Below are 12,226 nucleotides of genomic sequence, written 5' to 3'. Positions count from 1 at the left end.
CATGCAAGACTTCAGCAATCGCGAGTGGCGTCTGCTTGGGGGACTTCCTTTTGTTTTTATCCTCGTTTTTCAATTTGGAATCTTTGCCGCAGAGGGTATCGATCTTAAGGATGGGGAACCTTGGCAAAATAGTTTGGGAATGAAATTTTGTCCTATTCCCGATCGCCAAGTTCTATTTGGGATATACGACGTGCGTGTAAAGGATTTTGAGGCTTTTGTGGCACAGTCTGGATACATCCCGGAAGGGGTTTATCAGGAGAATGACCCCGATGGAAAACCCTCAGGGGATTGGAAAAAGCCCGGTTTTAAGCAGAGTGCGGATGACCCGGTGGTGGATGTAAGCTGGGACGATGCCATGGCCTTTTGTGCTTGGTTGACGGGGAAAGAGCGTGCCGACGGAACGTTGAAGGCCGAACAAGAATATCGCCTGCCGACGGATGACGAATGGAGTCAGGCCGCCGGCCCTGGAGTGTATCCTTGGGGCAATCAATGGCCTCCTCCCAAAGACGCGGCGAATTTTGCGGGAGAGGAAGTGCGTGCGCCCGATTGGCCGACAAACCTTGAGATTATCTCAGGGTACAATGATTCATTTCCTCGAACGAGTCCGGTCGGTAGCTTTCTTCCAAATGTTTACGGGCTTTACGATATGAGTGGGAATGTTTGGCAGTGGTGCATGGACTGGTTTGGCGAAGAGATCCGAGTGAAGGATCCAGAAATGACCGCCGGGCCGGACGGAATGCCTTTTTCGCAAAATTTCGTTGAGAAGCAATATGTGCCGGACGAAGGAAAGACCCATCGGATTTTGCGAGGTTCTTCATGGCAGGACGGTTTGGACATCAAGACTTCAGCACGTGATTACGCCTTCCCTGGCACCCATCGCTCCACCATTGGCTTTCGAATCGTTTTAGTGGTCAGGTGATCGAGTCTCACAGACGGGTTCAATTTTGGGGATCTGATCACTGTACATTTCGATCCTTTAAAATCAGCCTCGCCCTGTATTTTTAGGCCATCTAGCCTCTCATCTCTCACCCTGTTCCGTTCAGATGTGTCCCGATGTTTTTACAGTGGAAAAGCGATCTCTGGTCATGGCTCAAATACGGGGGGGCGGCAATGCCTCGACGGAGCTTTGCCTGATCACTTTGATGAAGAAATTTGGAATTACAGGCTGGAGAAGAAGGCAGAATCTTTACGGACGACCTGATTTCGTATTCCGGTCCATCCGGCTGGCGGTGTTTGTGGATGGTGATTTCTGGCATGGACATCCAACCCGCTCAAAGCTTCCAGGAACCAATGTGGAATTTTGGCGGAAAAAAATTGAGGGCAACCGGAGGCGGGATCGTCACGTCAATCGGATCCTAAAAGAAAAAGGATGGATGCCAGTCAGATTCTGGGAGGGTGATCTGCGCAGAAATCCAGGATACTGCATCTCCCGTCTCACCAGATTAATTTCCCAAAGATCTAATGCTTTTGAAAAGACCGCTTTGAAGGGCAAATGAACATTCCTGTAATTGACTTGTTTGCCGGACCTGGTGGACTCGGGGAAGGATTCTCATCCTATTCCAAGGTCGGCAGCCACCCCTTCCACATCAGGCTTTCGATTGAAATGGAGGAGTGGGCGCACTCCACGCTCAGTCTTCGTGCCTTTTATCGCGCATTCACGCGTCGAAAACCGGACGACTACTACAGGATGATCCGTGGGGAAATCTCACTTGAGAATCTTTACGAGGCGTGGCCATTTCAAAGACAACAGGCGGAGGAGGAGGCTTGGAGAGCCACCCTGGGTATCACCCCGGCCGGTGAAGTCCATCGCAGAATTGCGGCGGCCCTGAACGGCGCAAAGGACTGGGTTCTTGTTGGCGGCCCCCCCTGTCAGGCTTATTCAACAATCGGGCGCGCCAGAAACAGGGGCATCAAAAAGACCGATGTGCGAGTCGGGCTCTATCGGGAATATTTGGGCATTGTTGCGCGTTTTCGTCCATCTGTTTTTGTAATGGAAAACGTGAAGGGATTGTTGAGTGCCGACATTGATGGCTCGATTTTCCAGAGAATTCTTGAGGATTTGCGTGATCCCGGAGGCGCGACAGGAATCATTGGTGGAAAGCGCTACCGGATATTTTCATTTTCAAAAGAGGCTAGGAGCCGTCCCTCTGGAAAGTCTCCGGAATTCAAGGCGGCCGATTACATCATTGAATGTGAAAATTATGGCATACCACAGATGCGGCATCGTGTGATCCTTCTCGGAATTCGGGAGGATCTGGATGTGGATCAGCCTAGCATTCTTCTCAAGTCATCAAAACCATGCTCAATTTCACAGGTTCTTCAGGGACTGCCAAGACTTCGAAGCGGACTGTCCCAGAGTGGGGAGGATAACTTTGAGAAATGGGTGACGGCGGTGCGTGGCATCCGCACACATCTTTCCTCAATCAAAAGGAGGGGGGGTGAAAAGCTGGCTGAAACCATTGAGGAGTCCTTGGATGGAATCAACCGCCCTCAAAAAGATCGTGGCGGTGAGTTTGTTGCATGCAGGCCCTACACCCTCCACTCGGAAGCAACATGGTTTATCGACCCGCATATGGGGGGTGTTGCCAACCACAGTTCGCGGGCGCACATCGAATCCGATCTACACCGATACCTATTTTCCTCCTGCCATGCCAAATCAGAGGGGGTCTCGCCCAATCTTCAGAAGTTTCCAGACGAATTGCTTCCGGATCACGCCAATATTTTCGATCAAAACAAGGAGCGGTTTTTCAATGACCGTTTTCGGGCAAACCCGGCATCACAACCTTGCCGAACCATAACCAGCCATATTGCAAAGGATGGCCATTACTACATTCATTATGATCCAACGCAGTGCAGAAGTTTCACTGTAAGGGAGGCGGCAAGAATTCAGACATTTCCCGATAATTACTTCTTTTGTGGATCCAGAACAGCCCAGTATCGTCAGGTTGGAAATGCGGTTCCCCCTCTTCTTGCCCGCAAGCTTGCAAACGTGGTCTGGAAAATAATGGCAGGGAAGAGATGAGCGAGGCGGGTGTCACCATTCCTCCCCGTCCATCAGTGATGGTGGAGTCATTAAGATCGGTTGGCTATGAGACGACAACAGCATTGGCCGATATCATTGATAACTCCATCAGTGCCGGTGCGGATGAGATAAGAGTCAATTTCCATTGGGCCGGAAGGAACTCCTTCATCACGATCTGGGACAATGGGAATGGAATGGATCAGGCCGAGCTGATTGAGGCAATGCGGTTGGGGTCGAAAGATCCTAGGGAAAAGCGAAAAAAATCGGATCTCGGGCGTTTCGGCCTTGGTTTAAAGACCGCCTCCTTCTCTCAATGCCTGAAGCTAACCGTCATAACCAAGCGGGCTGACGAGGAGACAATCTCACTCTGCTGGGACTTGGATCACGTCAGAAAGACAGAAAGCTGGGAGGTCACGCCAGGCCGGGGGGATAATCTTAAATCAGCCGCAAAAAGCATTCGAACATCAGGGACTGTGGTTCTCTGGGAAAATCTCGACAGGGTTTGCGATTCTGAGTCCGATGATGCGAATATTTTTTCAAGCCAGGAAAGCTTTCTCGGCTTGGCAGCCACTGTGGAAACGCATCTGGGAATAACTTTTCACCGATTTATATCCGGACCCGGGAAAATTCATCTCCAAATCAATGGAAACACCGTAAAGCCTTGGGATCCCTTTATAACGGGTCATCCGGCGTGTCAGAATCCGGAACAGAGCGAAATCCATTTCAAGGGAGAGCGCATCATTGTCTCCTGTCATATCTTGCCCCACCACACCAAGCTTCCTGAGCATGAATGGCAGGAGGCGGGGGGCTCGGCGGGCTGGCTTGCGAATCAGGGCTTTTACGTCTACCGAAACAAGCGGTTGTTGGTGGCGGGGGATTGGCTTGGTCTGGGACCCCGCAAGGAGGAGCACTACAAACTGGCCCGGATCAGTGTGGATATCCCCAATACAATCGATCGTTATTGGGATCTGGACGTAAAAAAGTCCCGTGCCGTTGTTCCTCATGGTTTGAGGAGAAGGCTCACCCAGCTTGCAAAGGCAACCCGGGACCGTGCGGCAGCAGTATATCGTCACCGAGGAAAAATCATAGGTCGGGAAAAGGCGGAGGCATCGTTTGTCTGGATACAGAAAACTGTCCGATCCAAGCTTCATTACGAGATCAGTCGAAAGCATCCCACAGTAGCCGCCAGCCTAAAGGCTGCGGGCGAACGGAAATCAGAGATGGAATCTCTGCTGCGGCTGATCGAGGAGTCCATCCCGGTGCCAGCCATAGTTCTTGAATGCTCCCAGAAGGAGGACGCCTTGGCTGGACCATTTGAGGGCGTGCCGGAAATCGAAATCTACAAACTCTTTGCCCAGTGTGTGGAATCTATCATTAAAAGTGGAAGGTCAAGGGAGGATGCCATGAACCATCTCCGTAATGCCGAGCCCTTCAACCTGTATCCGGCCATCATGGAAAACCTTCTTGAATACATGGAGAAACAGCAATGAATGATGTTCAAGACCGGATCAATCAGCACGCTTTGACGGTTGCAATGGCTCTTCTGATGCACACCCGTGCGCCCTCCATGGATGAAATCCGGGAGGCGGTGGCAAAGGCATGTGAAAGTGTCCCCCGCAATGCGGACACAAAACCCGATTCTGAATGGGTAATATGCAGGGTATTGGCAAATTGCAATGTGACAGTCGGTGTTGAATCCGTCTTGGTCGACTCAACGCTGCATATTCCTTGGCTGCCCACAAAGAAAGCGTCGATCAAATGGCGCTTCTGGGACCGATATGCAACATGGCTTCGTACAAAAAAGGATGGCTGGCCGGAGCCCCTCGTGGCGAAGCTCGACAGCGTAACGGATAAGATCCTGTCCCTGCTTCAGGATCCCACCCGTGCCGGGGCTTGGGATACCCGCGGAATGGTGATGGGGAGCGTTCAGTCCGGCAAGACAGCGAATTATGCCGGATTGGTCTGCAAGGCGGCGGATGCCGGATATAAATTGATAATCATTCTGGGTGGAATGCAGAAAAGCCTTAGAAGCCAGACGCAGATACGTCTCGACGAGGGTTTTTTTGGATTCAACACAACAAGAGCGACAGCCTATGGCCAAGGCACCAAGAGAACAGGGGTCGGATTGGTAAAAACACCGGAAGAACTGCGATGTGACGCCCTGACCGGAAGCGCCGACAATGGCGATTTTTCAAAGGCGGCGGCTACCAGCATCAATGTGAAGCCGGGCGGTGGTACGCCGGTGTACTTGGTCGTCAAAAAAAACAAAAGCATCCTTCAAAATCTGATCGTGTGGCTCTCGCAGCAGGCGGAGGATGATGGCAATGGAGGAGCCAGCCTTATTCGCGATCTTCCGTTTCTTCTCATCGATGACGAGGCTGATAACGGATCGATTAACACCAAGGCGATACCTGTCGATTCCGACGGAGTTCCCCTTCCGGAATACGATGTCACGGCAATCAATGGAAAAATCCGGGAACTTTTGGGTCTCTTTGAGAAAAGCGCTTATGTCGGTTATACCGCCACGCCCTTCGCAAATATCTTCATCGATCCCGAGGAGAGTTCGGAGAAGCACGGTGCCAATCTTTTCCCCCGCAACTTTATTATCAGCCTTCCAGTCCCTTCCAACTACATTGGTCCCGCAAAAGTCTTTGGATTTGATGGGTCTTCGGATGCGGGGATTCCCGCCGAACCAGGCCTTGGGATTGTTCTTGAAGTTGACGATGCGTCATCATGGCTGCCCACACCTCATAAAAATGGCACCCGACCCACGGGCCCTCTGCCCGAATCACTGAATACCGCCATCCTCGATTTTATCTTAGCCTGTGCCACCAGACGGGCCCGGGGACAGACCCGGGTTCACAACTCGATGTTGGTCCATGTTACGCGTTACACTTCAACCCAGAACTCGGTTGCAGAGCAGATTGGGGAACACCTGACCTTGCTTCAAAATCGGATCAAATATGGTGACGGGGAACGCACTCCCTCGATTATTGATGAACTGAGGAATCGTTGGGAAACGGAATTTCAACGTAAATTCGCTTCCATAAAATCCGTGACGGATGATCCAATGATCACCGCGTTAAACTGGGGGAAAATTGAAGCGGAAATCAAAGATTCGGCCGCCTTGATTCAGGTCAGGGTAATCAATGGGTCGGCCGGCGATGCCCTTGATTATCACAATCATCCTGATGGTCTTTCGGTGATTGCAATTGGTGGGGACAAGCTTTCCCGTGGCCTTACGCTCGACGGCCTTTCTGTAAGTTATTTTCTACGCACATCAAAAATGTACGACACTCTCATGCAAATGGGGCGTTGGTTCGGATACCGACCAGGGTATGTGGATGTTTGTCGTCTGTTCCTGCCGGGGGATCTAAGGGAATGGTATCGGCATATTGCGCTGGCATCAGAGGAGCTTAGATTGGAATTGGATCACATGGCCGATATCCATGCGACTCCCATGGACTACGGGCTCCGAGTGAGGATGCATCCCAGCGGGATGCTCATAACGGGATTGAACAAAATGCGCAATGGCACACCAATGCGCGTTTCATTTAATGGAACCCTGAACGAAACCATCATTTTTGATCTTACGCCACCACGTCTTGCCTTGAATCTTGAGGCATCCAAAGGATTGCTTGCCTCGCTGGCGGCAAACGGCCCTTTTTCACTGTCCACGCAGGGGTCGGCCCGAATTTGGCGGAATCAGTCGCCCGACTTGGTAGTCGGGTTTTTGGAACAGTACAAAACCCATGTTGATGCCAAACGCGTTGATTCGGCAATGCTGGCAAAATTCATCAGGCGCCGAGTCTCCCAAGGGGAATTGACATCCTGGACAATCGGCATTGTCAGTAATGAGGATAAGAAGAAGGAAGTGGTTCTTCCGGGTTTTCCTCAGGGAGTTGGTCTCTATGAACGAAAACCTCTTGAGATAAAGCTCTATGAAGGTTTGGAACCTCCCGTACTACCGTTGACAAAGTATACCATCAAAAGATTGGTCAGTCCAAAACACGAGGCGGCCGATCTGAGCAAGGAACAGTATGATGCGGCCTATTCCGCAAGCAAAGAGGCGGCTGCCAAAAAAGACAAGGAGGTGCCCGATTATGCATTGGGTCCGGATATCCGCAACCAACGGGGAAAAAACAATGGGCTCCTTCTCCTCTACCCACTCGATCCCAAGTATGTCGCTGGGGAGGGGAAACCTATTTTTCTACCGATAGCGGAAGAGGTTGTTTTCGGTTTTGCGATAAGCTTTCCTTCCGAGACAGCCAATGTGGGTGATGGGGTTGATTACATGGTGAACCATGTCTATGCGGCAACGCAGGATTTTGATTTGGAATGAACATCAAAGAGGCGTGGTCTAAAATCGGGGAGTCCGGTGTCCACGGATTCATCGCCCGCCGTCTTTCCCCAAACCCATCCGATCAGCTTTATGCTGCAATGGACACTGCGCGGAATGTCAGAATGCTGGTGCTTGCCTGCAAGGGACCTCTCACTAGGGAAATTCGTACGATTCTTACGTCAAGTGAGGGTTATGCCACAAAGTATGCGGTTCTGGATCTGTCCTCGCGTTCACAACCCAGCATCATCATAGAAAGCACGGCGGGCACACCCATCGCGGTGTTTGAAAGCCTATGCGAGGATGTGGCCACATCTGTTTTACAGCGATCTCCCTCCCAGGAGGCAGAGGAGGTTTTTTCAGGACGTCTTCTGTTATGGAGGCGACTTTTTGAAAGCAGGCGCACGGAAGGACTCGGATTTGAGGAGCGCCTTGGGTTGCTTGCCGAGCTGACACACCTCAAGGATCTCATTTTGGCGGGAGGGGATCCTCTTTCGGTACTGACTTGGTGGACCGGTCCGGAAAAACTGACAACCGACTTTCAATCGCCCCATGCAAGAACCGAAGTCAAGGCAACTGCCACCAAACGGCAATACAAGATACGAATACACGGCGAACGACAGCTTGAATCACTGGATCATCGCCCGCTTTCATTGGTGGCGATGATGTTTGAGCGTGTTGTGGCCGACGGGGTTTCCCTTCCTGAGGAGGTGGCGACAATCAGACACCTGCTTGGCACGGGGGTTGCCGAACAAATGTTTGGCTCGAAACTGCTTGAAGGCGGTTATCTATCAGCACATGAGGAGGAATACCGGGGCGAAAGCCTTCGTCTGGTTGAAAGGCGCGAGTATCAGGTGGGAAAGGAATTCCCGCATATTGCCTCGGAAAGCATTCCTGAAGGCGTTGGGGACTTGGGGTATAGTTTGGATTTATCGGCCTGCGAGCCATTTCGCATGAAGGAAGGGTCGGCAATAAGTGCCCTGTTGGGCAAGGGAGGAGAATGAATCTTGAGGAATGGATATTGGAATTTCGGCAATCGGTTTCCTCAAATGCGGAAAGCAGTGACAGGTTTCCGGAGGATGTCTTCACGGAAGAGGCCGTAAACATCATCATGGCGGCAGGAGAGGCTGAGGACTTCCATCTTTGTTCCTATAAGGCCCGCGGGATGAAGGTGAATGCCTACAATATCTCCTCTGACGGGGATTGTGTGGATTTGTTTGTAACGTGCCGGGATGAAAGCACCCCCCCGGGAAGAATTTCCAATGCAGAAGTCGAAAAATACTTTGAATGGTTAAGGGGTTTTCTTTCGACATGCCTGCAGTCGAATCTTCGGCTGAAATTGGAGGAATCGGCGCCGGAGTGGGAGGCGGCACATGATATTCATCATCACCGTGATCAAATCACCAGAGCAAGGCTCTATCTTATCACAGATGCGATTGCCCGGGAGCAGTCCATCAGCGACCAGAGTATCGGTGACATTAAGCTGACCCATCATCTCTGGGACATTAATCGTCTTCACAGGGTTTCCACCTCTGGTAGTGCGGTGGCTGCCATCGAAATTGATTTCCAAAGCGATTTTGAGGGCCATCTCACCTGTCTGGGTACCGCAAGCCAGGATGGCGAATATGCCACCTATCTTGGTTTTCTGCCCGCAACCTTGCTGGTGCGAATATATGAAAAATATGGGCCGCGGCTTCTTGAAAGAAACGTGCGCACTTTTCTTCAGTCCAGAGGCAAGATCAATCAGGGCATTCGTAATTCCATTTTGAAGGAGCCGGCACGCTTTCTGGCATATAACAACGGTTTATCCGCTACTGCAGATGAGGTGCGCTTTGCACAAAATGAGGGGGGAGTCTGCTTTCTCACTCATGTGAAGAGTCTCCAGATTGTCAACGGAGGGCAGACGACGGCCTCACTCTACACAGCATGGAAAAAGGATAAGGCGGATATCTCCAATATCCTCGTCCAAATCAAACTCACCTGTCCTTCCGATCCCGCTTCCATAGACATTCTGGCACCGAAAATTTCCCAGTATGCCAATACCCAGAATAAGGTGAATACGGCGGATTTTTCCGCCAACGATCCCTATCATCTTGCGATGGAGAAGTTGTCCAGGTCCATATGGGCTCCGGCGCCGGCTGGCTCCAACATTCTCACCAAATGGTTCTACGAAAGAGCCAGAGGCGCTTACATGGACGCGATTGGACGGGCTCCGACTGAGGCAAAGAAAAAGGAATTCAAGATTCAGCATCCTCCGCATCAGAAATTCACAAAGACAGATCTCGCAAAGGCTGAAAATACTTGGGGACAGCATCCAAATCTCGTGTGTCTTGGGGCAGAGAAAAACTTTGTCGAATTTACCGAAAGACTGAGGGAACAGCCGACGATGCCGGATGAATTGGCTTTCCGGAGTCTTGTTGCCAAACTCATCCTGTTCCGAACCACCGAGCGGGTTGTCCAAGCTCAAGCTTTTGGGGGTTATCGTGCTCAGATTGTGACCTATACGCTGGCATGGATCTCCCATCAAACCGGTCAACGGCTTGAGCTTGATCCGATATGGCAGGAACAGGGGTTATCTGAAGAACTGAAGGAAGTCATCGCCAAGGTGGCCGAACAGGCACATTACCACCTTGTTCACAACGCTGGTGGAAGAAATGTCACAGAATGGGCCAAACGGGAGGAGTGCTGGGTTGGATTTCGAAAGACTGAGATTTCAGTGAAAATTCCCATGCGCAAATCCGGAACCAATGGCGAGGTGAAGACGCCCGTGGGAATTCTGATTGATCCCGGTCATCCCGTGCTCCTTCTCGGTGGGGCCGGGTGGAAAAGCCTTGCGGCTTGGGCAAAGGAGACCGGGAATCTGCAATCCTGGCAGCGTTCTTTGGCCTACAGCGTGGGAAGGGTTTTAACTGACAGGAAACAGCCAAGCGAGAAGCAACTCCAGCATGCCACGCGCATTCTGGAGGAATCCTCTCGGCTTGGTTTCAAAATTTGATTCCTCATTTTATGCCGTTTCGGGATCTCAGCTGCATATGATCGCAAAATCGTTGGTTTTATCTCCAATCTTTTATTTCTGTTTTGGAGCTGCAGCTTTTCAGTGAGGCAAAAAGTTTCGGAAAGGAGTGTTTTCTTGACGATGATTTTGACCGAATGATGGAAATCGCGGAAACATTTCCATGCTCAATCATAGTTTTTGCGACGATGAAGGAGGCCTCCGAACTCAGCAAAGGAGAACTCAAGAAATTACGTCGATTTGCTGAATGGGGACGCGAATTTGATAAGGATCGGCAAAAGACCAGAGTGGCGGTCATTATGCTAACTGGAACCGAGCTTTTCTGCGAACACCACTTAAAAGAGACCTATCGCGAGAAGAAGGGTAAGCATGCTCAATTAGTTGAGCCCCCTTTCGTGCATGTCGATAATTTACGACATCTTGCAGATATCACGCAGCAGCTTTATCTCGACCTTCCGAGCTATTGGGAGTGGCATCACAAACGTAAGGTTCGGCGAATGAAGGGGAGACGAACAGCATCTGCATGATCTTCCGCGATAATCGCGGCAACAGGACTTCACCGGTTTAATAAGCTTCTTTAGAGCCCTAATGGAATCAAACCCTAGCCATGGGCGCATTCTAAATGCGTGGGGTTTCTGAGCGGGACAGTTTAAGCATTTTCGAACGTCTATGAACGTCCCAGAACACGGGTGTGTTTATTCTCACTCGCATTCTCACTTTCGATGGATTTTATCTTAAACTATTGATTATAAGAGTGGAGCGGGTGACGAGACTCGAACTCGCGACATCAACCTTGGCAAGGTTGCACTCTACCAACTGAGTTACACCCGCATTGCCCGAAGGGACGGGAATTCAAGGCGATTCCTCCCTCCTTGGCAAGGGCAAAATGCCTCGGCATCCTCTCTCCCATGGAGCCGGTGATCCTTGCGGAATTGGACGATTTTTTGGTCGTCGATAAGCCGGCTCATATCCTTTCTCTCCACCCGACGCGGCTGGATGGGCAGCCCTCTCTTATCACGTGGCTGCGGGCGCAGCGGGCCGGGCGCCTATCTGACGCTGGTGCATCGGCTAGACCGGGAGACGAGCGGGCTGGTGCTGGTCTCGAAGAATCTGGAGACGACGGGGAAGCTGGGGAAGCTGATCGAGCGCCGGTCGCTAGACAAGGAGTACGAGGCGATTTGCTGGGGGGAGATGGCTTCGGCGCTGGATGCGTTGGAGATTGAGGCTTCGCTAAAGGAACTGGGGATCACGGCGGAGAATCCGGTTCGTATTCGGCAGGGGGTGGTGCCGCGTGGGGAGGGGGTGGCGGCGCAGACGCGGGTGTGGCGGATTGCTGCGGGGGAGGCTTTACGCATGTGGGGGCGGCGCCGCGGACAGGGGCGGCTGCATCAGATCCGGGTTCATTTGGCGACGATCGGGATGCCGGTGGTGGGGGATAAGATTTATGGCCCGGATGCTGGACACTTTTTTGGGGTTTATCGAGGGCGGCTGGACGCCGGAGATGGAGCGGGAGCTGCTTTTGCCGCGCCATGCGCTCCATGCGGCGGCGTTGCGCTTTTGGTGGCAGGGGAAGCGGCTGGAGTTCCGCGGCGCCGTTGCCGGCGGATATGCGGGAGTTTTTGGCGGAGCGGTGCGGGCAGGGGGCGGCGGCGTGACGGGGTTTCTGATGCCTTCCGGGGCGGAGGTGGTGGAGGCGCTCCCGGCGATCGGCTCGCTGGTGGTGATTGAGGGGCTGCTTTCGGTGGATAATGCGCTGGCGGTGGCGGCGCTGGCGAAGCGGCTGCCTGTGGCGCAGCGTAAGCATGCGCTGACGCTGGGGTGGGCGGGGCGTATTTGTTCCGATTTGTGGCGT

The 12,226-nt window shown here is 52.1% G+C and carries 9 protein-coding genes and 1 tRNA gene; 9 read left to right on the top strand and 1 reads right to left on the bottom strand.

All coding sequences use genetic code 11. The features are described 5' to 3' along the window. Position 1 precedes the first annotated feature (1 nt). The 8 genes from PW734_01405 to PW734_01370 all read left to right on the top strand — a co-directional run bounded on the left by PW734_01405 (position 2) and on the right by PW734_01370 (position 10,901). Complete coding sequence (locus PW734_01405; protein MDE1169858.1) at positions 2 to 919, top strand: SUMF1/EgtB/PvdO family nonheme iron enzyme; 918 nt, start codon at positions 2 to 4, stop codon at positions 917 to 919. A gap of 124 nt (positions 920 to 1,043) precedes the next feature. Continuing rightward, on the top strand, positions 1,044 to 1,496 hold the full coding sequence (locus PW734_01400) for a very short patch repair endonuclease (protein ID MDE1169857.1): 453 nt from the start codon (positions 1,044 to 1,046) through the stop codon (positions 1,494 to 1,496). Further along, positions 1,493 to 3,022 (top strand): DNA cytosine methyltransferase, encoded by a 1,530-nt coding sequence (locus tag PW734_01395; protein MDE1169856.1) that lies wholly within the window; start codon positions 1,493 to 1,495, stop codon positions 3,020 to 3,022. Before PW734_01400 ends, PW734_01395 begins: the two co-directional genes overlap by 4 nt. Next, complete coding sequence (locus PW734_01390) at positions 3,019 to 4,512, top strand: ATP-binding protein (protein ID MDE1169855.1); 1,494 nt, start codon at positions 3,019 to 3,021, stop codon at positions 4,510 to 4,512. The genes PW734_01395 and PW734_01390 overlap by 4 nt, the downstream gene beginning before the upstream one ends. Then, positions 4,509 to 7,364, top strand: coding sequence for a Z1 domain-containing protein (locus PW734_01385; protein MDE1169854.1), 2,856 nt, complete (start codon positions 4,509 to 4,511; stop codon positions 7,362 to 7,364). Before PW734_01390 ends, PW734_01385 begins: the two co-directional genes overlap by 4 nt. Further along, positions 7,361 to 8,365: a PD-(D/E)XK motif protein gene (locus PW734_01380; GenBank protein MDE1169853.1), complete on the top strand. Its 1,005-nt coding sequence runs from the start codon at positions 7,361 to 7,363 to the stop codon at positions 8,363 to 8,365. Before PW734_01385 ends, PW734_01380 begins: the two co-directional genes overlap by 4 nt. Continuing rightward, complete coding sequence (locus PW734_01375; GenBank protein MDE1169852.1) at positions 8,362 to 10,356, top strand: AIPR family protein; 1,995 nt, start codon at positions 8,362 to 8,364, stop codon at positions 10,354 to 10,356. The genes PW734_01380 and PW734_01375 overlap by 4 nt, the downstream gene beginning before the upstream one ends. A gap of 83 nt (positions 10,357 to 10,439) precedes the next feature. Further along, complete coding sequence (locus PW734_01370; GenBank protein MDE1169851.1) at positions 10,440 to 10,901, top strand: hypothetical protein; 462 nt, start codon at positions 10,440 to 10,442, stop codon at positions 10,899 to 10,901. A 228-nt stretch (positions 10,902 to 11,129) separates the two neighbouring features. Here the strand turns inward: PW734_01370 and PW734_01365 are convergent. Further along, a tRNA-Gly gene (locus PW734_01365) sits at positions 11,130 to 11,205 on the bottom strand. A 613-nt stretch (positions 11,206 to 11,818) separates the two neighbouring features. On the opposite strand from PW734_01365, the gene PW734_01360 reads away from it, so the two are divergent. Beyond that, positions 11,819 to 12,226 (top strand): hypothetical protein (locus tag PW734_01360; protein ID MDE1169850.1); only part of this gene is annotated, 408 nt, incomplete at its 3' end.

Source organism: Verrucomicrobium sp., assembly GCA_028283855.1.
GTDB lineage: Bacteria > Verrucomicrobiota > Verrucomicrobiia > Methylacidiphilales > GAS474 > GAS474.
The sequence above is the reverse complement of the archived record's forward strand: the minus strand, read 5'-3'. Positions and strand labels throughout refer to the sequence as shown.

What these genes read in the sequence shown, in the direction of transcription:
- PW734_01390 (MDE1169855.1), top strand. Translation starts at nt 3,019, where the DNA reads ATGAGCGAGGCGGGTGTCACCATTCCTCCCCGTCCATCAGTGATGGTG.
- PW734_01380 (MDE1169853.1), top strand. Translation starts at nt 7,361, where the DNA reads ATGAACATCAAAGAGGCGTGGTCTAAAATCGGGGAGTCCGGTGTCCAC.
- PW734_01385 (MDE1169854.1), top strand. Translation starts at nt 4,509, where the DNA reads ATGAATGATGTTCAAGACCGGATCAATCAGCACGCTTTGACGGTTGCA.
- PW734_01400 (MDE1169857.1), top strand. Translation starts at nt 1,044, where the DNA reads ATGTGTCCCGATGTTTTTACAGTGGAAAAGCGATCTCTGGTCATGGCT.
- PW734_01405 (MDE1169858.1), top strand. Translation starts at nt 2, where the DNA reads ATGCAAGACTTCAGCAATCGCGAGTGGCGTCTGCTTGGGGGACTTCCT.
- PW734_01375 (MDE1169852.1), top strand. Translation starts at nt 8,362, where the DNA reads ATGAATCTTGAGGAATGGATATTGGAATTTCGGCAATCGGTTTCCTCA.
- PW734_01395 (MDE1169856.1), top strand. Translation starts at nt 1,493, where the DNA reads ATGAACATTCCTGTAATTGACTTGTTTGCCGGACCTGGTGGACTCGGG.